This window comes from Pseudoalteromonas sp. T1lg10 (assembly GCF_002964545.1).
GTDB lineage: Bacteria > Pseudomonadota > Gammaproteobacteria > Enterobacterales > Alteromonadaceae > Pseudoalteromonas.
Window position 1 is genome coordinate 166,076 of the sequence record NZ_PQBV01000001.1, and the last position, 20,033, is coordinate 186,108.

General features: G+C 49.5%; 29 protein-coding genes. 20 read left to right on the top strand and 9 right to left on the bottom strand.

Going from position 1 to position 20,033, the window contains the following annotated elements; translation table 11 throughout:
- Nucleotides 1-52 precede the first annotated feature (52 nt).
- From C2M17_RS00730 to C2M17_RS00740, 3 genes are read right to left on the bottom strand one after another with little or no spacing between them, the layout of a single operon-like run.
- Nucleotides 53-994 (bottom strand): capsid protein, encoded by a 942-nt coding sequence (locus C2M17_RS00730; RefSeq protein ID WP_105198968.1) that lies wholly within the window; start codon nt 992-994, stop codon nt 53-55.
- 39 nt (nt 995-1,033) lie between these two features.
- Nucleotides 1,034-1,429 (bottom strand): hypothetical protein, encoded by a 396-nt coding sequence (locus tag C2M17_RS00735; protein ID WP_105198969.1) that lies wholly within the window; start codon nt 1,427-1,429, stop codon nt 1,034-1,036.
- Nucleotides 1,430-1,431: 2 nt separating this feature from the next.
- Nucleotides 1,432-2,586 carry a hypothetical protein gene (locus tag C2M17_RS00740; RefSeq protein WP_105198970.1) on the bottom strand — a complete coding sequence of 385 codons (1,155 nt, stop codon included), beginning with the start codon at nt 2,584-2,586 and terminating at the stop codon, nt 1,432-1,434.
- Between the two features lie 432 nt (nt 2,587-3,018).
- On the opposite strand from C2M17_RS00740, the gene C2M17_RS00745 reads away from it, so the two are divergent.
- Nucleotides 3,019-3,348 carry a hypothetical protein gene (locus C2M17_RS00745; protein ID WP_105198971.1) on the top strand — a complete coding sequence of 110 codons (330 nt, stop codon included), beginning with the start codon at nt 3,019-3,021 and terminating at the stop codon, nt 3,346-3,348.
- Between the two features lie 18 nt (nt 3,349-3,366).
- Nucleotides 3,367-3,693: a hypothetical protein gene (locus tag C2M17_RS00750; RefSeq protein ID WP_105198972.1), complete on the top strand. Its 327-nt coding sequence runs from the start codon at nt 3,367-3,369 to the stop codon at nt 3,691-3,693.
- A gap of 144 nt (nt 3,694-3,837) precedes the next feature.
- Here C2M17_RS00750 and C2M17_RS00755 read toward each other — a convergent pair whose 3' ends face one another.
- The 6 genes from C2M17_RS00755 to C2M17_RS00785 form a co-directional block, all read right to left on the bottom strand.
- Entirely contained in the window at nt 3,838-4,650 is an 813-nt protein-coding gene (locus tag C2M17_RS00755) for a hypothetical protein (protein WP_105198973.1), read from the bottom strand.
- Nucleotides 4,651-4,895: 245 nt separating this feature from the next.
- Nucleotides 4,896-5,267 carry a hypothetical protein gene (locus tag C2M17_RS00760; protein WP_105198974.1) on the bottom strand — a complete coding sequence of 124 codons (372 nt, stop codon included), beginning with the start codon at nt 5,265-5,267 and terminating at the stop codon, nt 4,896-4,898.
- A 231-nt stretch (nt 5,268-5,498) separates the two neighbouring features.
- A complete protein-coding gene (locus C2M17_RS00770; RefSeq protein WP_105198976.1) occupies nt 5,499-6,389 on the bottom strand; it encodes a hypothetical protein in 891 nt (296 codons plus the stop codon).
- Between the two features lie 7 nt (nt 6,390-6,396).
- Nucleotides 6,397-6,720 (bottom strand): hypothetical protein, encoded by a 324-nt coding sequence (locus tag C2M17_RS00775; RefSeq protein WP_105198977.1) that lies wholly within the window; start codon nt 6,718-6,720, stop codon nt 6,397-6,399.
- A gap of 1 nt (nt 6,721) precedes the next feature.
- Nucleotides 6,722-7,099, bottom strand: a complete 378-nt coding sequence (locus C2M17_RS00780) for a hypothetical protein (protein WP_105198978.1) — start codon at nt 7,097-7,099, stop codon at nt 6,722-6,724.
- A 25-nt stretch (nt 7,100-7,124) separates the two neighbouring features.
- A complete protein-coding gene (locus tag C2M17_RS00785; RefSeq protein ID WP_105198979.1) occupies nt 7,125-7,799 on the bottom strand; it encodes a S24 family peptidase in 675 nt (224 codons plus the stop codon).
- Nucleotides 7,800-8,002: 203 nt separating this feature from the next.
- On the opposite strand from C2M17_RS00785, the gene C2M17_RS00790 reads away from it, so the two are divergent.
- The 18 genes from C2M17_RS00790 to C2M17_RS00875 all read left to right on the top strand — a co-directional run bounded on the left by C2M17_RS00790 (nt 8,003) and on the right by C2M17_RS00875 (nt 20,033).
- Nucleotides 8,003-8,275, top strand: coding sequence for a helix-turn-helix domain-containing protein (locus C2M17_RS00790; RefSeq protein ID WP_105198980.1), 273 nt, complete (start codon nt 8,003-8,005; stop codon nt 8,273-8,275).
- 77 nt (nt 8,276-8,352) lie between these two features.
- Entirely contained in the window at nt 8,353-8,799 is a 447-nt protein-coding gene (locus tag C2M17_RS00795; protein WP_105198981.1) for a hypothetical protein, read from the top strand.
- A 72-nt stretch (nt 8,800-8,871) separates the two neighbouring features.
- Entirely contained in the window at nt 8,872-9,807 is a 936-nt protein-coding gene (locus C2M17_RS00800) for a hypothetical protein (RefSeq protein ID WP_105198982.1), read from the top strand.
- A 2-nt stretch (nt 9,808-9,809) separates the two neighbouring features.
- Complete coding sequence (locus C2M17_RS00805; protein ID WP_105198983.1) at nt 9,810-11,489, top strand: Mu transposase C-terminal domain-containing protein; 1,680 nt, start codon at nt 9,810-9,812, stop codon at nt 11,487-11,489.
- On the top strand, nt 11,479-12,720 hold the full coding sequence (locus C2M17_RS00810) for an AAA family ATPase (RefSeq protein ID WP_105198984.1): 1,242 nt from the start codon (nt 11,479-11,481) through the stop codon (nt 12,718-12,720). Before C2M17_RS00805 ends, C2M17_RS00810 begins: the two co-directional genes overlap by 11 nt.
- A 44-nt stretch (nt 12,721-12,764) precedes the next feature.
- Nucleotides 12,765-13,124: a hypothetical protein gene (locus C2M17_RS00815; RefSeq protein WP_105198985.1), complete on the top strand. Its 360-nt coding sequence runs from the start codon at nt 12,765-12,767 to the stop codon at nt 13,122-13,124.
- A complete protein-coding gene (locus tag C2M17_RS00820) occupies nt 13,121-13,531 on the top strand; it encodes a phage protein GemA/Gp16 family protein (RefSeq protein WP_105198986.1) in 411 nt (136 codons plus the stop codon). Before C2M17_RS00815 ends, C2M17_RS00820 begins: the two co-directional genes overlap by 4 nt.
- Complete coding sequence (locus tag C2M17_RS00825) at nt 13,521-13,715, top strand: hypothetical protein (protein WP_105198987.1); 195 nt, start codon at nt 13,521-13,523, stop codon at nt 13,713-13,715. The genes C2M17_RS00820 and C2M17_RS00825 overlap by 11 nt, the downstream gene beginning before the upstream one ends.
- Before the next feature lie 3 nt (nt 13,716-13,718).
- Nucleotides 13,719-14,114 (top strand): Mor transcription activator family protein, encoded by a 396-nt coding sequence (locus tag C2M17_RS00830; protein ID WP_233997892.1) that lies wholly within the window; start codon nt 13,719-13,721, stop codon nt 14,112-14,114.
- Nucleotides 14,115-14,303: a hypothetical protein gene (locus C2M17_RS00835; RefSeq protein ID WP_105198989.1), complete on the top strand. Its 189-nt coding sequence runs from the start codon at nt 14,115-14,117 to the stop codon at nt 14,301-14,303.
- Nucleotide 14,304: 1 nt separating this feature from the next.
- Nucleotides 14,305-14,517, top strand: a complete 213-nt coding sequence (locus C2M17_RS00840) for a hypothetical protein (protein ID WP_105198990.1) — start codon at nt 14,305-14,307, stop codon at nt 14,515-14,517.
- Between the two features lies 1 nt (nt 14,518).
- The gene (locus tag C2M17_RS00845) at nt 14,519-14,983 is read left to right on the top strand and encodes a hypothetical protein (protein ID WP_105198991.1); all 465 of its coding nucleotides are present in this window, start codon (nt 14,519-14,521) and stop codon (nt 14,981-14,983) included.
- Nucleotides 14,970-15,215 carry a hypothetical protein gene (locus tag C2M17_RS00850; protein WP_105198992.1) on the top strand — a complete coding sequence of 82 codons (246 nt, stop codon included), beginning with the start codon at nt 14,970-14,972 and terminating at the stop codon, nt 15,213-15,215. The genes C2M17_RS00845 and C2M17_RS00850 overlap by 14 nt, the downstream gene beginning before the upstream one ends.
- A gap of 380 nt (nt 15,216-15,595) precedes the next feature.
- Nucleotides 15,596-16,042, top strand: coding sequence for a D-Ala-D-Ala carboxypeptidase family metallohydrolase (locus C2M17_RS00855; protein WP_105198993.1), 447 nt, complete (start codon nt 15,596-15,598; stop codon nt 16,040-16,042).
- Nucleotides 16,043-16,053: 11 nt separating this feature from the next.
- Nucleotides 16,054-16,305 (top strand): hypothetical protein, encoded by a 252-nt coding sequence (locus C2M17_RS00860; protein WP_105198994.1) that lies wholly within the window; start codon nt 16,054-16,056, stop codon nt 16,303-16,305.
- Nucleotides 16,305-16,808: a DUF1804 family protein gene (locus C2M17_RS00865; protein WP_105198995.1), complete on the top strand. Its 504-nt coding sequence runs from the start codon at nt 16,305-16,307 to the stop codon at nt 16,806-16,808. Before C2M17_RS00860 ends, C2M17_RS00865 begins: the two co-directional genes overlap by 1 nt.
- The gene (locus C2M17_RS00870) at nt 16,808-18,547 is read left to right on the top strand and encodes a hypothetical protein (RefSeq protein ID WP_105198996.1); all 1,740 of its coding nucleotides are present in this window, start codon (nt 16,808-16,810) and stop codon (nt 18,545-18,547) included. Before C2M17_RS00865 ends, C2M17_RS00870 begins: the two co-directional genes overlap by 1 nt.
- Complete coding sequence (locus tag C2M17_RS00875) at nt 18,540-20,033, top strand: phage portal protein family protein (protein WP_105198997.1); 1,494 nt, start codon at nt 18,540-18,542, stop codon at nt 20,031-20,033. Before C2M17_RS00870 ends, C2M17_RS00875 begins: the two co-directional genes overlap by 8 nt.

The following is a 20,033-nucleotide window of genomic DNA, read 5'->3' on the forward strand; positions in this document are numbered from 1 at the left end:
GCTAGGGAGAACCCAAGCGCCTTTGACCACAGGGAACAACAATCGGAATTAATTACGCAGCGGGTGCCAGCACATTGGTCAGCAGGATGCCGCAGTCTTTGGCGATAACTTGCTCTTTCACCGCTTCACCCACCATGATTTCAACGCCACCATTTAAGCCTGCTGCAACGTCACGCATACCCGATGTACGCTCACCGTAACGCGCCGTCAAAGCAAAGGTCATGCGGTTGTTTTGCAGTGATGCGAGTGGGTCTTGATAGGTAAATGACAAGCTATCGGCCCATGCCTGCTGCAACTGCAGTGGCTTGCCTTTTTTGGCGGTATTAAGACGCGCCTGGCCAACGTTAATAAAGTCCAGCTCCAGCACTTCTTTGATGTAGCTCCATGGCACCAGGCCCTGGTCGCCGTTTGAGCCGTTGTAGGCTTTCACCAACAGCGGGTTAGTGCGCAGCGCCGTGCCCACTTTTTGTGACACGGTCATGGTGTTAGGGCGCATGATTGGCGTGTCGAGCATTTCCAGTAGGAACTTCAACAAGCCAGCATGGTCTGCTGCGTCCAGGTATTGCTTGCCGGCTGAACCGTTGAGTGCCAGGGTGTTACCGAAGTTGGCGGCGGTGTTCATCATAGTGGCCACGCGAATCTCACGTTGCAGCAGCACCAAATCTGTTAGACCTTCCACGGCATGGGTGCGTGGGTTGTAGCCTTCCGGCGCATTGGTGACGTCATCGTTAGGGATCACATCTGAAAGACCGTGGTCCTCAACGCTGGCTGTTTGCTCCTTCGAACCGAACTCAACCTGGTTAGGGCTCGACTTACGGCCAATCTTGGTGTCTGGTACAGTGAACTTGTCACCTTTACCAAACTCCATCCACTTGAATTCACGTTTACCAACTGGCGAATAGGGCGCTAATTGGTCTGCAATTAGCTTGCGGTTACTGTAGGCAATCGCGACTGCGGTTTGCTCTGTATCCGGGGTAAATGGCATGCCATTCATGGTATTTCCTTACTATTAATGTGTTACTAAACGTCGCGGTTAAGCTGCAGGGATATTTGCAACCAGATGCGGGTTTAAGAAAATGTCACCGATGGTGCCGGCGTCGCCGTCTTCCATCACCCAGCCAGCTACATGCACTTCACTGGCGCCGACAAAGTTGGCAGGGTCAAACTCCACCGCCTTGCCCTCGGCATCGGCCACCACATACATGCCAGCGACAAGATCACCACCAAACTCCACTGGGGCGATTTGCGTCATCACCACATCAACGCGGTTGTTGTTGTCGGTGCCTTGCTCGGTCACACCAGCAAAGACCGCTGTAGCGCCATTGGCTTGGTTGACTTCAAAGTCATTGGCCGCCGATACACTCACTAGGCGGTTAGCTGCAATGGCGCCCGCCGCGATAAAGTTACGAATTAATCCAGGTAAGGCCATGCTTACGCTCCTTCTTTAGTTACGTGGGCCATGGCTTGTGACACGCTAATGGTGATGCCCTGGTCCGCTTGGGATTTTTGATACTCCAGCGCCTTGCTAGCTAACTGCTGGGCGTTAAGCTCTTCCGGCTCGTCATCGCCTTCTTGCTTGTTAAACTCGCGAGCGAGGCCTTTTTGTTCTGGCAGGCTGGTCAGGAACGACTTAAACCAAGCTGCTGATTTAAGCTGCTGCGGCTGCTCGCCGTCGGCTGCCGCAAACTCAAAGGTTTGTTCGCCTTCGGTCTCCAGGCTGGCCATAAACTCGGCCACGCCTTCGGTCTTGGTTAAGCGCGGGGCATCGCCGCCGTTTACTTCCTTATCGATAAAGGTTTGCGCTGCTGCTAGACGCTGGTTGTATTCCAGCTGGGCGTTTTTGTCCTGCTCGGCTTTGAGCTGGGCCTCCAACGCTTCACGTTCTTCTTTAGTCACGATGTTTTCCTCGTCGGGTGTGTGTGGATCTGATTCAGGGTTAGCGCTGTACTCGCTGTGCACGTCTTTGTTGCGCTCATGCTCGGCAATGACCGTCTGCTCTTTCAGCCATTCGGCTTCCCATTCGGGCACAACCTGGTCGGCGGTTTCGGTACCAAACTTATCGGCAATAAAGGTGCGCAGGTTTTTGACTAGACGGGTGACTACATTCGACGTCTGCAGGGCAATACGATCAGCATCGTCAGCGGCACTAAATTCAAAGGTCAGGGCAGGGGCGTTGTCTTCGGCGTTAAACTGCCAGCTAAGGCCATCGACCGCTGGCGGCTTACCGCCTAAATAGCCGATATGGCCAAGGCGATAACCGCCATCATCGGTGGCAAACAGTTGCACGCTGCGGTTGGGGTAGCGCTTATCGGCCACTGCGTCGGCAAACTCGCCGCATACGTCTTCGGCCTGGGCATACAGCACGCCGTCTTCCACTTTAAGGTCGCTGGCCCAACCCCAGGCGGGGTCGTCAATTTGAGGGTGGCCAATGACGAGTGGTGAGGTTTTAGGTTGAAAATTCGCAACCACGCTTTCTAGGTCCTGGCTAGTAAACTCTTGGGTATTGCCTTTTGAGTCCGTATGCGTACCGGCGCGAAAAATATCGAACCAGTCAAAGGTAGTGTTGGGCTTTTTCTGCTGTGGCATTTCGGTTAACCATCGTTGTTCTGATGGCAACCAGTGTATGAAGTAGGGGGCGCGTTAACCGCTGGAAATGGGTTTACATAGAAGGGTTAGGGGTAACGTTATTAGGCTAATCTGCCGATGAGTTTAGATCAAGAAGAAAATAAAACCGCCGCTTATAAGCGGCGGTATCGACAGTTGCCTAAATCTTATCGAGCCTCGGGGTTTCCGAGGCCCTGGCTAAGCTAAAGACACTCGTAATCTAAAAGATTTATATTGAACGTCTATTTTCACAGGGAATCTCCTCGTATCGCATGCTTAAACCATAGTACGAAATGGTTTGACCATCAAGAACAGTTGATAGCGGTATAAAGGCAACTGTTTACATAGGCAAGGCATTAGCTTATATAAGGTTTACGAAATACATTTACTTGGTATTAATTAATAAGGATATTTATGCCCACAGGTATTGAGTTTATTCTGCTTATGCTTGCCTCAGGCGTTGTTGGTTCCGGCGTATTACTGTTTCACGCTTTTGTTGTAGGTAAGTATGTAACGGTTGGCCCAGCGGGGAGTGTACTACTAAGCTTCCTTACGATACTGGTTATTTTTCTCGCTCTTAACGGATTCTCCACCGAAGCAATGAAACTTGCTTTTTCGGGCAAGGCAGAAAGCCACTTAGCACCATTGGCGTTTGTTTTGAAAACCTTCAGTTTCGTTGCTGGTAGCTTTTTTGGCGCTGCAGTAGCTTGGCTTATAACTTTTGGTAGAGCTTACCGTCACTGACCAACAAGGAAGACTAAAATGCAATTTGAAGTAAATATAAACAACTATCTGCATGACAAGACTGACCTTTGCACTATCACCCACACAGAAAACGGTTGGACTTTTTCCTGCGGTGCATGGCAGGAGCGTTCAGCTAATAGGTCAATGGACCAACTTACAGGGATGCTTCAGACACAACAATACATCCATAATTTAGTGGATTTTGGTGACTACTTTAAAAAATTGTGGGTGGCGATAACAAACGCAACGATCACCCAAGAGCGCGCTCAAGACTTTATTAATGAGATTTTTCGGTGGATTCATAGAAGCTGGGAAACTCGGCCGCTACTAGACGAAGATAGTTAATAGCCTTAATCAAAGACAAGCCTCGCTCAGGGGAAACACTTTACATGTTAGAGTGGAGATAACGGTATCCGGCTAATCTGTTAGTTCGTTTAGAGCAAGAAGAAAATAAAAAGGCCCGCTTAGGGCCGGTCATTATTATCAGTTCTAAGTATCCCTATGACTGATGTACACTCTTAATTTCTCAAATTCCACTTCATATAATGGCTGGCCAGCAAAGAATGCCAGTTCGGCGGCTAAACTACAGTACAGCTGTAAGCCCGTGTTCGTTATGTTAAGAACCGGTTGTTCAAAAGATTTTGGGGTTCTGGCGAGCAAGCCATCAGTTTTAATATTTAGGTCATCAAATACAGCGTGACAGGCGCCGTACAACATCCCTGATGAATTAATGTTATTAATGCGTCGATTAAATACATTCGCTGCGTGTTCTAAATCAGTTTTCAAAGTTGTGAAATAGCTCTTCCCTGATTGGGGTGAGAAGCGAAGTGGTGAATTCTCACTAAATACCTCGGCATAAAGCTCATCATAACTCTCAAACTCAAGCTTGTATTTCGATTCTATAGCTTGTAATCGACGTCTAAACTCCTCTTGGTGCTTAATGTAGTTATTATACGTGTTGTTTTGCTCAGCTTGGGTTATCTGAGCTAACGTTTGGACAGAACGATGATGCGAAACTACCAGCGCTACCGAGGGGAAAATAATCGCCAATATGCCGAGCGGCACCTTAAAATATGTCAGTGCATCATTGAAACAATGATATCTACCACAAAATTCAAAACTCGAAGTGTACGCAATTATCGAAGCAACTATTGACGCAACTAATATCGGTGTTCCTATTGCAACCCAGAACCTCCTCAGTTGCCCTAAGCTTTTTTTGCGTGCTGGAACATAATTAACCTTGCGAAATGATGAGCTCTTGCGTGCAATGTCCCTTAGTGTTATTTCTCGTTTCCTTGTCATAGTTCCCTTCTAACTGATTGTTAAATTAAACTTCATGTGAGTAATTCCCACTGGTAAATTTACCACAGCTTTTAACCTTGCCTTTAAAAGTGTTTCAAACCAAGTTTAAACCCTGTTTAAATCGCGTCAGATTTGTTTAAACGGTTTTTAGGTGACACATCGTACAGCAAAAACCAATACAGGGCGTTAGAAAGGCTTACAGGCGCTTTAGGGTTGCAGGCACAAAAAAGCCCCAGATAGGGGCCTTATTGAGTTAAACGCTGCTGGTTCACCAAATCAGGTATGTTTGTTCTGGCCTGCATGAGTTCTACTAACCGAGCTTCGAACTCTTCCGTTGGTAAACCACTCTCTTTAGCGTCCTTTAAGTTAGCCTTCGCAATGGTAATTTGATCTTTAAGATTATGTTCCATTCTCAAGTGTTCAGCTGACTTAACATTCTTACTTGCTAACAACCAGTCAATTAAGAGTACTAACATATTACATATGAAAGGCGTACAGGCTGAATATGCTAATTGAGCTCCCTCGTCTGTTACATTCGCGTGTATAGTGGCCAAGGCAATAGTGTTTATCCCCGTAGCTATAGCGACGAGTAAAGGGTTTTTAAAAAACTTACTCACATGCGCCCCCTTTTTACATTTAGCAGGGCACTAACCAGTTCGTCATCATCTTCTAAAGAAATACGTTTCTTAATCGTGCGGTCGCCTTCGACGATTTCTACATCAATAAACTTAGGTGGAAAGAATCGCGCGGCCACGATTTTAGCTAAGGCAGGGGCCAACCTAAATAACAAATACGGCAGACACAAAACTATGCCTACCATATATATCAATTGGATGTATGCCTCAGTCTCAGTCATTGGTTTTATCTGGTATCAATTTTTCGTCCTTTGCAGCCCTGTGCCGTTCAACACTAATGATTTCACGGTTAATGGCCGGGTTGCTTCCAGACTTAAATGTTGTTGTTGTTTTCAATTTTACGACGAACAGATCACCTTTGGAAAGCTGTTTGTTCTCATCTATCCTAGCAAGGAAGTGCTCATCTTTCATTTTTACAGCAACGGTATCGCCGTTCGCAAGTTGTGCGGACCAACCAGTTTCGCCGTAAAAATTTACCTTAACAAAACGCACTTCTGTATTGGCTATTTCTTCTTTAACCTCTTCAACAACAGCTCTTGCTGGGGTTTTGAAGTTCTCAACCTGCTCTTCTGAAAACTCCGAAATTTCGGTATCGTTTTCATCTTTAAAAATTAGCTTGGCATTATCGGCGCCTTCTAGAGGGGCTTTAATAACCGTTTCCAACTCTTTACGGAAAGTGCGATCTATTACCAAGCGCGCTACCTTTGTATCAGCCTCAACCTCGGTACCGTCATTAAGGATCAGCTTTGTTATTCCTTTACCCATATCTATGTAGGTTTTTACGGGGCGTGACTTAATTTCACCAAGAACATCCATCACTGTTTTTACACCGAACGCCGAAGAGGCGAACCCAAGCAAAGACAAAGGATTTACCCCACTTTGGTTAAACCAGGTTACAAACTCAATGACGAACGACCCCTCACTATTAGCTTTAACTTCTAAATCAAGGGTTGACTCTTCACCGTTTAAAACCTTATCAGTATGCTTAAGAACCGTGGCCGTTTTCATTATTGCGTTTCCAAGCAACTCGGCGTCAATAGTGTGATCTTTCGTTGCTGTTGTGTCATACGATATTTTGAATATCTGTTTTATTTTATTTGTCATGGTGTTCCTAGGTTTTACTATTAAGCTTCGCTTGTGCTTCTTCAATACGCCATTCCCAGTCACCAGCCCAGCCTTGCTCTTGTGCCTGGCTGCACAGGGCGATCACATCATCCCAGCGTTTTTCTTTTTTGTAGATGATAGCGAGCTGCTTATAACTGGCATGGCTGGGTAGGGTGAACTCGGGCGGTTCAATGTTTCTGAGACTGCGATATTTTTTTAGCGCATTCATATGGTCGTTATGCTCAGCGGCCATTGCTTTAATTGCCTTGGGGGCGACAGCAATTTGCAGCTGCGCGTAATGCTTGGCGCGCTTTAAGTTAACCGCCTGCACATCACTTCTCAAATACGAGATAAAACACAAAAAAGACAACGACAAAAGCGACAATATAGCCAATTAGCTTGGCTTCCTCAGCTTCCCTTTGCGCTTCATTTAATTCTAATTCAGCAGTTTTAGCTTCTAACTCAGCAATCTTTAATTTGTTATTTTCTATCCCTACTTCCTGCATCGCAGCTAAAGCATCCATTTCTTGATAGTAAAGACGATCAAATTCATTGCGGTCTTCTTCGCTAAGAGCTTTAGTGAGCTCATTAAGTTCATCTTCAAAATCGAGCAGCAGCTGAGGGGTCGTATTATCGAGGGCTGCTGCTTGTAGGCGAGTGTTATGCTGACTGGCCAATTCGCGTACGTACTTGCGTTCTAACAGTTCCATGTTTATTCCTGCTAATTATTAATTTTTAATCCAGCTTTTTAGCCCGTTGCAGTACGCGTTCGACTTTACCCAGTACCGCAAAACGGCCATCACTTACATCATCGGCGTCAACATAGAAGGCGCTGTAAGCATTGTTGTCGCTGGTCACATGGTAGCCTTTAGCTTTCCAGTCATATTGAATGCGCTTAACAAATACCTCATCGTCAAAGCGCAATACACACACGCCTTCACGGGCTTCGCCAGGTTCCTGCACTAAGGACACCAGCGTGAGGTCACCATCGAATAAAGTGCTTTCCATACTGTCGCCACGTACTGGCACCACGGTCAGCTTTTTATTGTGTAGGTTATTTTGCTGCAACCAGACTTTTGAAAGTTCAAAACGAGCAACAGGGTGCTCGGCTACAACCAAGGCACCACCACCGGCGCTGGCAGCAAGATCAAACTGGGGAACCACGATCAAATCAGCATGGCTCGCTTGGAGGGTTGTACTTTGAGTTTTATCAATAGCTGTAGAGCTACAGCCTTTGAGAATGTAATTAACATCAAAGCCTATATCTGATAGCGCAATTAATTTGTCTGATGGAATAGGGTAACCAGACTCCCATCGTAATAAAGTCGTTTTACCTACACCTATGGCTTTAGACGCTTCTGCTTGTGTCAAGCCAAGCCTATTACGCTCATCCCGCAAAAAAGATGTCATTTATTGAAACTTTTATCCATAAATAAAATAAGCAATATCAATTGGATAGTTATATTTGAAGTCATAACTACAAGATATTGAAACATTAAGGTGTTGACTAGTTCAATATATTGAAACTATACTCACCACACATTAACTAAAACCTTTCTTGCTTAGCTCGCCAAAGTATTAACAAGAAAGGCACAACCAAAAGGTACTTTACAATGAACGCCACCGAAATAAAACAAGCCCTTATTAAAAAAGGGTATTCCCTTTCCATCGTTGCCTCCGTACTGGGTGTTAGCCTTGCCCATGTCTCCAGTGTCGTTAATCGCCACACCACGTCTAATCGCATTGCTGCAGCAATTGCCAAGGTCATCGAAAAAGATGTGAACGAAGTTTTCCCCGATGTTGACGCGTACAAAAATCGCGGCCAAGCCAGGATTGATCGTGAGCAAAAGTGCCAGGAGTTGCAGCAGTTGCTCCACGGACATTAAGCATTAACGCGCTAACTCAATTGCACAAGGTAATTTAACTCTTTCTTTTTACGGTAATTTTTACAGAGACGTTTACGATGGAACAGCAGTCAAAACAACTACAACAATTAAAAGCCAGCATTTTAACCGGCGATATTGCCCCCGATTGCAATATCTACAACCTGTTTATTCACACTGTGTGTACGGCAATGAAGCGCTCGGGCCTGGGCCGCCCTATGATAGCGGAGCGCATGAACGATGCCTTGCACTCACCCCATGAGCATATCGATCAGGCCAAGCTCAATAAATGGCTGGCACCGAGCCAACCCAGCCACATGCCCATGCACTACCTGCCGGCGCTATGCTATGCGGTGCAATCTATGGAGCCAGCCAATGTGCTGCTAAACCCTCTTTTGCACCGCGCGGTAGACCAGCGCGCACAAATGCTGCAACAGCATGCCGAGCTGCAGTTAGAGATAGAAGAGCGCGCCAATATGCAGCGCTATATTGCCGACACCCTGCTTAACGGCGACGCCCCGCAATGAACACATTCCTTAAAAACCCAGTTTAAAGCCCGTTTAAGGCTCCTTTCTTAGGATAGAAATAAGGAAAAAATAATGACAATCAAAGACCAAGATCTGCCTGAAATTCAGGGCAGCGCACTAGCCAACATTGTGGGCGAGGAAAACGCCAACGAAATCGAGTACCAGATCGAGCAGTTAAAGTCTCCTTTGCAAATCGTGATACCGGAAAGCGTTGACGAATGTATGGATCGCGTTGTGTTTCTCGCGAACCGTCAATTCACCGATGCTGCGGAAGCGGGCTATATCCTGATGAATGTTAAGCAACAAGTTTCACACGGTGAGTATTTAGCTTTGCTTGAGCAAAGAGGAATCCACAAAAGAACAGCTCAACGCTCCATCGCAATCTCCAAAATGCTTTCAGGTTTGCCAAAAAGCAAAAGCGACAAATTGTCGCTTTTAAATCTCAACCAACATCAACTTGCAGAACTCACTAAGGTGCCGCTTGAGTCTTTATGCGAGTTGGACGACGACGACTTTGATGTGCTGGCCGAAACCAAGGGCAAGGACATCCGCGAGCAGGTGCAAAAGCTGACCGAAAGAACGGATGCACTGGAAGAGTCAAACGCAAGCCTTATCAACGAACTTGAGAACGAGCGCTTGCGCAAAGCGCCAGACCAGCTCTATGGCATTCCTACCTTGTGTGCCCATGTACGCCGCGAAACCTTCGCCCATTCCAGTGTAGTGAACGAGTCGCTGGAACAGAACATTGCCGAAGTGGAAGCACTGCTGCAGCAACGTGACCTAGACCTGGACGCCCGAATCGGGGCAGGGCAGAGCGTGTATCACCTGTGGCTGGGTGTACAGCAGCGCATCAACAAGATGTTGCAGTCGGTCGTTAATGAATTTGGCGAGGAGCACTTTATTGGTGCCGAGTCGCTGCCTGTGTACAGCGAAGACGAATGGCAAGACGCCCAGGCCAACCGCGAATTTATGTTGTCGCAGTTCGCTGCACGTAAAGGAGGGCAGTAGCCATGCACCCAGCCGTTCAGAAATACAATAACCTGCCGGTGCAGGCCGAGCAGTCGCCCTGGAACAGCGCCAATGAAAAAGCCCGTAAAACAGCGAGCCTGCGCGCTGTGATCATACGTTACCTGGTAAGCAAAGAAGACGGCGGCATTGCCACAGCCTTTGCCAACCTGGTTGCCCAGGTTCGCCAGGGTACCGCACCCGCTGCCGTGGCCAATGCGATATCGACCATTGGCAAACTGCCCGGACGGGCCACCGTTTATAACTGGTATAACGCCTATAAAGAGCAGGGCATTAACGGCCTGTTACCGGGCTACAAGGGTAAAACGGCCACCGCGCACAAATGGCTGCCCCGTTGTCTGGCGCTGTACCACAGCCCCAACAGTCCAAGCTTTGCCCAGGTGGCCGACCAACTGGTGAAAGAGGGGTATGACGCCCAGCATCATCAGGTACGCCGCTTTATTAACAGCCTGCCGCATGAGCTGGGGCCAAAAAGCCCGTACCGCATGGGCGCTAAATTGTACCGTGAGAAGCACAAGGATCACTTGCTGCGCTCCACCGCCAACATTAAGCCGGGGTTCTTATACAACGGCGATGGCCACACCTTGGACGTCTACCTGGCGCACCCAAAAACAGGCAAGTGGTTTCGCGCCGAGCTTACCGCCTTTCAGGATGTGGGCAGCCGCTGCATCGTTGGCTGGGAGCTGGGTTATGCGGAAAACACCATCGACACGCTTACAGCCATTAGCCGTGCCATGCAGGTGCATAACCATGTGCCGGCCATGTTCTACCTGGATAACGGTTCTGGCTATAAAAACAAGCTGATGAACGACGACACCACCGGCTTTTATGCCCAGTTTGAAATCGACGTTATTTTTGCCATCCCAGGGAATGCCCGTGCCAAGTGGATAGAGCGTTTCTTCTTGCATATGGAAGACCGTGTGGGCAAGCGCTTCGACACTTACTGTGGCCGTCACCATGACGAACGCCATAAGCAGCTGGTGCTTAAAGAAGTAAAACAAGGCAAACGTAAGCTGCCAACGGTTGACGAGTGGATAGCCGAGTTCACGGCCTTTTTGGATGACTATCACAACAGCCCGCACCCTGAAATTGAGGGCAAAACCCGCCAGCAGGTGTGGGATGAAATAGAGCGCGTACCGCCGCTTGAGAGTGATTTTGTCATTCTACCGCGTGAGAAGGTGAACATTCGCCGCGGCCGCTTTGTACTGCATAAGCGTACCTACAGCGCCGATTACCTACACCAGTTTAACGACCAGGAACTGGTAGCCGCCTACGACTTGCACGACGACAGCTACGTGAAGCTGTACCGCCTAAGCGGCGAGTTTTTGATGATTGCCAACCTTAAAACCAAGGCGATGGCCCTGCCTGACTCGCGTATTGAGCAGGCCGAGCAAAAACGCCGCGCTGGTCGCCTTAAGCGTCTTGAAGCACACCGCCAAGAGGTATTGGCCCAGGAAGCAAGTGACCGTGTGATTGACGTTGATGCCGTAGAGCAGCTGGCGGCGCCAGCCCAGACACCGGCACTGGAGCACAAGCAAGGCAACACCTTCGACGTATTCGATTTTGCAGTAACCACTGAGACTACGGCCAAAGCGCCGAATCTAGAAGACCTTTTTAGTCAACCTGAACAACACAATAAGCAGGAAAGCAGCTATGAACTTTAACAACAACTACACCGAGCGCCAGCAACTACAAGTCACGCTGATAAACACTGAGCTAGAAGCCACCGGCATGACCGATGTGGAGCTAAATTGTGGCTACGCCCTAAGCGCGGTGAAAACCATTTTGGCGGGAGAGTCGCCGGTTAACCCGGCCAAGGTAATAGACGCACTATGGCAGATGATTTTTGGCGATGCCGACCCAGAGCAGCTCGATGCCGGCTTGGGTTACCAGGACTCATATAGCCCGGATGACGTAACCCTGTGTACCCGCATTCGCTTGCGTTTGCATGCACCAGAGCTGCGCGCCCAGGGGGTGACCAGTGCCAGCATTGCTAGCAGCTTAAAGAAAAGCCCCGGCACTATTTCGCAGCTTATTAACGGTAAATACCAGGCTAAGCCCAGCAAGCACCTGCACGACATTTGGGGCTTGATTGCCCCGCCAGAACTGGAGCAGGCCAAGCAGGCTGATGCCGAGGCAGAGCGTAAAGAACCGATACATATCGTTTACGGCGCTGAGCCATTTGTAGACATCAGCACAGTGCGCCTTATCACTCTGGCCTGTGAGCAAGCAAAACAAAAACGCCGCTTTAGCGTGTTCTCCGGACAAGCGGGTATCGGCAAAAGCAAAGGCATTGCCGAGTATTGCCGCAACGACACCGACGCCATTTTGATTGAGGGCTCGGAGCAAACGACCAGTACCCAGGTGCTTGAAGCCTTGGTGTATCAGCTGGGTTTAGCGCGCAGCGGCAGCGGCTATAAGAACATGGAGAAGATCATTAAAACCCTGCGTGATACCAACCGGGTGATCATCTTAGACGAGGCCGACAAATGTAAGCCCAATGCCCTGGACCCACTGCGCACCATTAGTGACCGTGCCCGCGTAGGGGTGACCCTGGTGGGCAATATCCAGTTGCAAGACAAGCTGCAAACCCACGAACGCTACGAGCTTATCTCCAGCCGTGTGTGCTTTTGGCCCAAGCCCGTTGGCCAGATCACCGTTGAGGATATTCGCACCCTGTTCTTAGAACTGACCCAGGGCACGGTAAAGCTCGCCAAAGACGACGCAGCATGGTGGACCTGGTTACACAAGCGCGTTGAAGGTAATGCCCGTGAGCTGGTTGGCAACCTGCTGCCGCACCTTTTAAACCACACCTACAAGAAGCCGGATGTGCCGGTGGACAAGCTTTTGGTGAACGGGATCTTTTCTTCTGTATTAAACAAACCCGCCGTTTAACGGCGGTTTAAACCCACTTTAAATTTTTAAAAAGGAATAACAACATGGCTTTTTCAATCACTGTAAACACCATTCGCTTTAGCGCTCGTATCGCCGTTAACGATAACGTATCGAACACCATGATGATGCAGTCGCTAAGCGATTTAGACCCAGAGGGCACGCGCCTGGATATGTGCGACGGCAATGTTAAGGGTGCCTTCGCTATGCTGGTTGCGGACAAGTTCCACTCTATGGCCGAGGTGCATAAAGACAACAGCATCGAGGTGACCTGCCGCCGCTTTAACCTGTACAACCGCAAGTTGCCACCGCTGCACACCGGCGACGATGAAAACTGGTCGGTGCGTATTATCTCTATTAAGCCGTCACCCTCGTTTGAAGTGAAAACCCTGGAGCAAAGCGCATGAGCAACCTGGTGCAACAAATTAAGATTGCACAAAAAGCGGCAGGCATCAGCGATGATGCCCACCGCGCCAATGTGCTTTATATCTCAAACCGGCGCGAAAACAGCAGCACCAAGCTGACCAAGCTGGAGCAACAGCAATTGCTTACGCGTTACCGCTCTATGGCACCCAAAGAAAGTAAAGAGCTGCCGCCACAGCTCAAAATGATTTACAGCCTGTGGGGCCAGTTGTTCCGCGCCGGCGCGGTAAACATTGACTCAAAACAAGCCTGCGACAACTTCTGCGCCAAGCACCTGCAGGGTAAAACCCTGGCGCAAAGCGCCAGCCAGTGGGGCGCCATTATTGAGGTGCTTAAGCAGTGGCTTAAGCGTGCTAAGGCGCAACAAAAGGAGCGTTGCCATGGCCAGTGAAATTCAGTGGAGCATGGTGATAAACCCGCGCCACCCACGTTACCAGGAAAAGGATGTGTCGGACCGCCGCAAGGTGAAAGAAAAGGACAAGGAGCAGCTACGCATTCGCCGTGATATTGAGGCCTATCACGAACAAAGAGCGATAGACCGCAGCCACGGCCTGGATCATTTGTTGGAGGACTGAATTATGGCCTTAGATATTGATACCCGAGCATTGCCTTATGGCCTGCGCATCATAGTTGAAAAGCTGGGTGCCGAGCAGGCGATCACCGTGTTAACCGAGCATCAAGGGCAGGTGTTTTACATCCCCCCGACGCCTAAAAAAGGCGATGTGGTGGTGAAGGTGTTTGGCCAGGAACTGGCGCAGTTGTGGGCGCAGCAAATGGGCGGTGGCACTTACCAGGTGCCCATGCTCAACAAGGTGCTGATGCAGTTGCGTAACCGCGAGATATGCAGCGCCCTGGATAAACGAGAGTGCTCGATACAGGAGCTGGTGCGCCGGTTCCGTATTACCCGCCAGCAGATCACCTCGATTTATGCCGAGCACAAACAAGATCGCTCGCAGCTGGGGCTGGGCTTTTAGATGGATAAGGACAACTTTGTAATGGCTACCGCCTTGCAGTTATCAGGTGGTATCAAGCCAAACAAATGGCAACTTAACTTTGGGCTTAAGTTACTGGCCCAACACATCAAGCAAAGGCGGTTACTTGGCTTACAAGTCGAGGCTTTGTTAAACGAACTGCGCGAAGCGCAGCAAGAATTAGGGAAATAAGATGAAAGATGGCAAAAGCAATATAAGCCTGGCATGCGGTGATCACTTTGCACCGGAGTGGATTGTTAAAAATGGTGTCAAATGGGTATTAGACCGACCTGCATTTGAAGATGACGATGGTGGCATTCCGCTAGATCAACTTGCAGATAATGAATGTTTGTTTTCACCAGGCGCTATATATAAGCGCGAAGAGCAACAGGAACTAGGGAAATAAGATGAATATTAGTAAAGAAATACTAGAAGAAATGGCTGGCGATATACGCGCTGATAAGGTGATTTGTATCGCGGTACAAATGATTGATGAAGCCATTGCTGATGATGCTAGAGACGCATTTGATGAAGACACAGACAAGGTCTTTGCTGCTTTAGAGCTCCCCATTGAAGAATGGGAAAAAGTTTACGAAGAAATGAATCATTGCCCAAGTCTTGGTTATGAAGAAATCTCTTATTACCTTCGCCAAAAAGGCAAGCAAGGGTTTCTGGTTCAGTTTGCAACGCCGTTACCCAGAGAGCTATTAAAATGTGGTTCCTACACGTTTCACTGGGGTTATTATGCTCGCAAATGGATATACGGCGACACCATGCAGGAGGCCTGCGAAAAAGCGTTGCCTTGGCGTGAAGAGATAGTCAAGAAGACGTTGGCTCGATTGAAAGAGAAGCAGATAAATGAGCGGAGCTAAAGAAGTTGCGGCGCTGGCCGTGGACAATATCGAGCCACTGCTAACAGACATGTTCGAAGGCGATTATGCCGACAACGAGGTGTCACTGGGTGAGCTGCAAAGCGGCAACGAAGTTATCCAGGTGCAACTTAAGATCACCCGCATCCCAAGGGATTTTGTTGATACCTACTATGCCGACCCGGAGAAGTCGTTTAAAAGCATCAATGAAACCGACTATTTAACCCATGTTTAAACGCACTTTAAATTAACTGGCGTGCCCCTCTTGTAATGGCACGCCTTTTTATTCTAACCTAGTTACTCCCCGTAGATATTCCCTCGCTGAAAAGCACTTTACATAGGTTTTAAACCCTCACAATTGACACACTTGGGGCATGACAACATCGCATGCACCGCTTCTGTGTTTATTGGCCGAACAAATCGCCCATGAGCCTTGTGAGCAAAAACGCAATCAACTATGGCAGCAATGTCCTGATCGCTATTCGTTTATTTTACGAAAGCAAGTTGACGCCATAATTGAACGCGAAACACAGCCCACACCGCCGCCTAAACGACTGCCTGCGTGTTATCTGATGAATAAAAACAGACTTAAACAACACAACAGGACAGTATGCGATGAAGCCTCATGCTAGAGTGAAAGTGCCCAAGGCACCCGACTTTATCTTCCAAGAACTGGTACCCAAGGATGTGTATGAAGCATTCGCGGACAACCCGTTATTTCTAACCAACCTTTTTGACCCCCGCGCCCTGGAAACACTGCAGGCACTGCGCGAAGCCTTTGGCCCGTGCATTGTAAATACTTGGCACACAGTTAACGGCGGCTTTCAATACCGTGGCTATCGCCCCTTGCTGTGCGAAGTTGGTGCCACGCGCAGCCAGCATAAGCTAGGCAAAGCCTTTGATTGCTCGTTTAAAGACTTTAGCGCCGAAGAAGTACGCGAGTATGTGCTGGAGAACCCTCACTTATTCCCTCATATCACTGCCATTGAAGCCGATGTGAACTGGTTCCATTTTGATGTCCGCACGCCCACCTGGGCTGGCATTAAAGTGTTTAAGCCATAAGGACCAACCACATGACTCCAGAACAAGAAAACCTACTATTTCAGAATATCGGCCAAATTCAGGCTGGGCAGACGGCGATTCTAGAGCAGCTTAGCTCGTTAAAGCAGGACATTAATGCCCGTGTCGACAAGCTTGAAGACCGCGTAACGGATGTTGAAAAACAGGTTACTAAAAACCGGGTAAAGATGGCCGGTGTCGGTGGTGCAGCAGGGCTCGCCGTCACTTTAGTAGCCGAAGCCCTCAAGCAGGGAGTACTTAACTAATGGCTCACTCCCAAGACGTCAAAGACGCTGTACGGCACAGCTACGTTAATGAGTTACTGGCGCTATCTGTGGCGGCCATTAAGCATAGCGTTGCCGATGGCACCGCACGGCGCTGGAAGATGGAAGCCAAGGCCGCCGGCGATGACTGGGATTTAGCCCGTGCCGCCAGCCGTCGTACAGAAGGTGAAGCGGGGGAGTTTACCGCCGACTTTATCGAAGAATTTACCATCCAGGTAAATGAAACCTTTAACTTGCTCAAAGAAAATGGCGAGGGATTGCCTTTACCTGAGCGCACTAAGATCCTTTCCAGCCTCACCGATATGATGAGCAAGGTAATGAAGGTGTCAGGCGGTAATAAGCGCCTGGAAAAACGCACCATAGCTACCGAGGTCATTAAGAAGCTGGCGCAGTTTGTGTCGCGCAAGCACCCTGAGTTTACCGAGCCTCTGGTTGAAATACTGCAGTCGTTTGCTCCTGTCCTGGATAAGGAGCTAGACGACTAATGGCGGATATGAATTCCAAAGAGTTCTTGCAAGAGATAGAGCAGATCACCGGCGCGCTGCGCCGTGACATTGAAGCCAAAGAGCGCAACATAGACCCGAGCCCTGCGGCCATCGCCGAGCGCCGTAAACGGGTGTTGGGCGGTGATTTCGAATTCTTTGTGTATACCTATTTTCCGCACCATATGTGGTTATTGGAAGGCCAAAAGCCGTCCGAGTTTCAGCAGTATTTTATGGATTGGTTCCCCAAGGCGCTTAATCTTAAAAACGGCTGGAAAGATTGGTTTGTGGCGCCCCGTGGTGAAGCTAAATCGACCCTGGCGGTCAAACTTGGTCCTGTGTATGTGGCCGTTCTGGCTTTATTGCAAGATGCCGAGGTGCGAGCAGAAACGGGCCTGAGCAAGCCGGATATCTTTATCGACTTTGTAATCTTGTTTGGTGCCGAAACCAAATTACCGACCAAAACCTTAGAGGTGGTTAAAACCGAGCTGTTGAACAATAACAACCTGGCGCTGGACTTCCCCGAGGTTTGCCAGGCCAGCCCGGTGTGGAAAATTGGCGAGTTTATTACTGCCCAGGGCGTGCGCTTTGAAAGCCGAGGCGCAGACCAGTCGGTGCGCGGTACCTTCCACGGCGCCAGCCGCCCCAAGCTGCTTTTATCCGATGACATTATCACCGATAGCGAGGCCAAATCGGCCACTATGCGCGATGCTCGCTGGCGCTTCCTTGAGGCTGCAGTGCAATACCTCGGCCCACCCGATGGCACGGTTAAGTTCCTGGGTGTAAACACCGTCCTTAATAATGACGACCCCATCTCCCGCGCCGAACAGGCGCCGGGGCATATGGTGCATCGCTTTAAGGCCATTAAACAAATGCCTGAACGCATGGATATGTGGGAAGAGTGCCGCGAGCTGATGCTGCATAAGGATAAGGAATACCAGAAGAAAGCAGCAGCCAAGGGCGAGGCGGTCAGCACCGAGGACAAACCCAGCTTTAAGTTCTGGATCAAGAATAAGAAGCAGATGAGCAAAGGGGCGCAAACGTCTTGGCCCAGCGTGCGCACACTGTATGACTTGATGGCTATGTGGGCCGCCAACAAACGCGAATTTAATCGAGAGATGCAGGGCATCGCCAAATCTGACGAAGAAGCGATTTTCTACCAGTTCGATTTCTGGGTAGACCGCCTAAGCGACTGGATAGCCTACGGCGCTTGCGACCCGAGCATGGGCAAAACTGAAAAGGCCGACCCCAGCGCCATATTGGTGGGTTTTTATAGCCGCGACCTGGGTAAGTTGCACGTTGAGTACGAGAGCCGCAAAGTGCGCGGTGCCAGTCGTTTGCTTAACGACATTATCCGCGCCCAGCGCGAGTACAACTGCAAGGTGTGGGGCTTTGAAAACAACAACGCCTTTGACTTTATGCGCAGTGAGTTTATTAAGCGCGGCCTAGAGCAGGGCATAGCACTGCCGCTGCGTGGGGTTACTGCATCACTGAGCCAGGAAGAACGCATTGGCGCCCTTGAGCCTTACGTTACCAACCAGCCGGCGCAGATTGCCTTTCATTCTAATTGCCGTCTGTTGCTTGATGAGCTGGAAAACTGGCCCGAAAAACAAACCGCCCACCACTATGACCTGAGCTGTACGCTGGCCATTTTGTGGATGCTGGCAAGCACGGGAGCAGGCGGCATTCCACGCACGGCCAGCCGCCGCGTGACGAAATCAATACGAGGTTACCATGTATAGCAAGAGCAAGCCGCGAGTTAACTCAAAGGCCTATGAGGCCATTACCCGGATGTTTAGCAGTAGCACGCTGGATCAACGCCTGTTGCCGCTACTGGGGGAATTACCGAACCTCGATCCAATATTGCGCAAAGCCGGTAAAAACACCGCTATTTATAACGAAATAAGCCGCGACCCCCATGTAATTGGTGAGCTGCGATCGTTACGCAGTGGCCTGCACAGCTTTAACTATGAGCTGGTGCCCGGTGGCGAAGACGCAGCAAGCATGAAAAGCTATGAGCTGGCTAAGCGATTCTTTGCTCGTCGTCCGATGAAAAATACCTCGTGGCTTGATATGGATTGGCATGCGTACAGCGCCATTTTGCACGGCTTTAGAGTGTTACACCTGGGCGCGTATGAAAAGAGCGATGGCCAGTGGCTGCCGGGTAGTGTTGAGGCGTGGAAGTCGACCCAATTTGTCTTTAACCAGGCGCACGAACTTAAGGTTAAAACCTCGGAAAACCCCATGGGTGAGCCAACCGACCCGCGCCGCTGGGTATGTGTTCGCCATATGCCAGAAGCCGACAACCCTTATGGCATAGCGCTGTTGAGCAGCTGCTTTTGGCCATGGACCTTTAAACACGGCGGCTTTAAGTTCTTTGTGCAGCTGTGCGAGCGCTTTGGTATTCCATTCCCCGTGGGTAAGTACCCTATGGGCGCAGACGATAAGGAAATTGGCAACCTGTTAGACGGCCTTGCCAAGTTGGTTGAAGACGGCATTGCTGCCATTCCCGACGATACCAGTGTGGAAATACTGGAACGCAAAGGCGGCGGCGAGCCACTGCCCGAGCGCCTAATCAACCTGTGTAACGCCGAAATCAGCAAGGCACTGACAAGCCAAACGCTGGCCACCGAGCAAAAGGGCGGCGGCGCCCGTGCTGCCAGCGAAACCCACGCCAAACGAGCCGGAGAAAATCAGCGCGCCGACAGAGCTCTGGTAGCCGATGCTCGCAACCAAATTATCGAGCAGTTGCACCAGATTAATTTCGATGGCGGCGAGTTGCCTAAGTTCATCTACAAGGATAAGCGCGATGTAAACGTAGAAACCGTTAACCGCGTGAAAGAGTCGGCCAAATTGGTGCCGGTGTCGATGGCATGGGCCTATAAAGAGTTGGGCATTCCCCAACCTAAAAAAGGCGAAACCCTGCTGGATGTGCCAGAGGATGGTAAAGGCATAGCCACCCCGGCCAAGTCGGAGTTTTCCTTCGCCAGCGCGCCGGAACTCGATATTGATGCGCAGCAGCAGTTCGATGCCGCTACGGATCATACGCTTAAGCAAATCTTTGAATTTGCCAAAGCCGCTGAAAATCTCGAACAGCTTAAAACCCAGATTAAAGACGCATTCCCGCACATGAACGACAACGAACTAGCCAAGGTAACCGCCAGCGCGTTGGAGTATGAATTTGCGGCGGGCATGTTTGACGCCAATACCACAGAAATGACGGAGTAA

Coding starts and splice junctions, on each gene's coding strand:
- C2M17_RS00730 (WP_105198968.1), bottom strand. CDS start 994: ATGAATGGCATGCCATTTACCCCGGATACAGAGCAAACCGCAGTCGCG.
- C2M17_RS00735 (WP_105198969.1), bottom strand. CDS start 1,429: ATGGCCTTACCTGGATTAATTCGTAACTTTATCGCGGCGGGCGCCATT.
- C2M17_RS00740 (WP_105198970.1), bottom strand. CDS start 2,586: ATGCCACAGCAGAAAAAGCCCAACACTACCTTTGACTGGTTCGATATT.
- C2M17_RS00745 (WP_105198971.1), top strand. CDS start 3,019: ATGCCCACAGGTATTGAGTTTATTCTGCTTATGCTTGCCTCAGGCGTT.
- C2M17_RS00750 (WP_105198972.1), top strand. CDS start 3,367: ATGCAATTTGAAGTAAATATAAACAACTATCTGCATGACAAGACTGAC.
- C2M17_RS00755 (WP_105198973.1), bottom strand. CDS start 4,650: ATGACAAGGAAACGAGAAATAACACTAAGGGACATTGCACGCAAGAGC.
- C2M17_RS00770 (WP_105198976.1), bottom strand. CDS start 6,389: ATGACAAATAAAATAAAACAGATATTCAAAATATCGTATGACACAACA.
- C2M17_RS00780 (WP_105198978.1), bottom strand. CDS start 7,099: ATGGAACTGTTAGAACGCAAGTACGTACGCGAATTGGCCAGTCAGCAT.
- C2M17_RS00785 (WP_105198979.1), bottom strand. CDS start 7,799: ATGACATCTTTTTTGCGGGATGAGCGTAATAGGCTTGGCTTGACACAA.
- C2M17_RS00790 (WP_105198980.1), top strand. CDS start 8,003: ATGAACGCCACCGAAATAAAACAAGCCCTTATTAAAAAAGGGTATTCC.
- C2M17_RS00795 (WP_105198981.1), top strand. CDS start 8,353: ATGGAACAGCAGTCAAAACAACTACAACAATTAAAAGCCAGCATTTTA.
- C2M17_RS00800 (WP_105198982.1), top strand. CDS start 8,872: ATGACAATCAAAGACCAAGATCTGCCTGAAATTCAGGGCAGCGCACTA.
- C2M17_RS00805 (WP_105198983.1), top strand. CDS start 9,810: ATGCACCCAGCCGTTCAGAAATACAATAACCTGCCGGTGCAGGCCGAG.
- C2M17_RS00810 (WP_105198984.1), top strand. CDS start 11,479: ATGAACTTTAACAACAACTACACCGAGCGCCAGCAACTACAAGTCACG.
- C2M17_RS00815 (WP_105198985.1), top strand. CDS start 12,765: ATGGCTTTTTCAATCACTGTAAACACCATTCGCTTTAGCGCTCGTATC.
- C2M17_RS00820 (WP_105198986.1), top strand. CDS start 13,121: ATGAGCAACCTGGTGCAACAAATTAAGATTGCACAAAAAGCGGCAGGC.
- C2M17_RS00825 (WP_105198987.1), top strand. CDS start 13,521: ATGGCCAGTGAAATTCAGTGGAGCATGGTGATAAACCCGCGCCACCCA.
- C2M17_RS00830 (WP_233997892.1), top strand. CDS start 13,719: ATGGCCTTAGATATTGATACCCGAGCATTGCCTTATGGCCTGCGCATC.
- C2M17_RS00835 (WP_105198989.1), top strand. CDS start 14,115: ATGGATAAGGACAACTTTGTAATGGCTACCGCCTTGCAGTTATCAGGT.
- C2M17_RS00840 (WP_105198990.1), top strand. CDS start 14,305: ATGAAAGATGGCAAAAGCAATATAAGCCTGGCATGCGGTGATCACTTT.
- C2M17_RS00845 (WP_105198991.1), top strand. CDS start 14,519: ATGAATATTAGTAAAGAAATACTAGAAGAAATGGCTGGCGATATACGC.
- C2M17_RS00850 (WP_105198992.1), top strand. CDS start 14,970: ATGAGCGGAGCTAAAGAAGTTGCGGCGCTGGCCGTGGACAATATCGAG.
- C2M17_RS00855 (WP_105198993.1), top strand. CDS start 15,596: ATGAAGCCTCATGCTAGAGTGAAAGTGCCCAAGGCACCCGACTTTATC.
- C2M17_RS00860 (WP_105198994.1), top strand. CDS start 16,054: ATGACTCCAGAACAAGAAAACCTACTATTTCAGAATATCGGCCAAATT.
- C2M17_RS00865 (WP_105198995.1), top strand. CDS start 16,305: ATGGCTCACTCCCAAGACGTCAAAGACGCTGTACGGCACAGCTACGTT.
- C2M17_RS00870 (WP_105198996.1), top strand. CDS start 16,808: ATGGCGGATATGAATTCCAAAGAGTTCTTGCAAGAGATAGAGCAGATC.
- C2M17_RS00875 (WP_105198997.1), top strand. CDS start 18,540: ATGTATAGCAAGAGCAAGCCGCGAGTTAACTCAAAGGCCTATGAGGCC.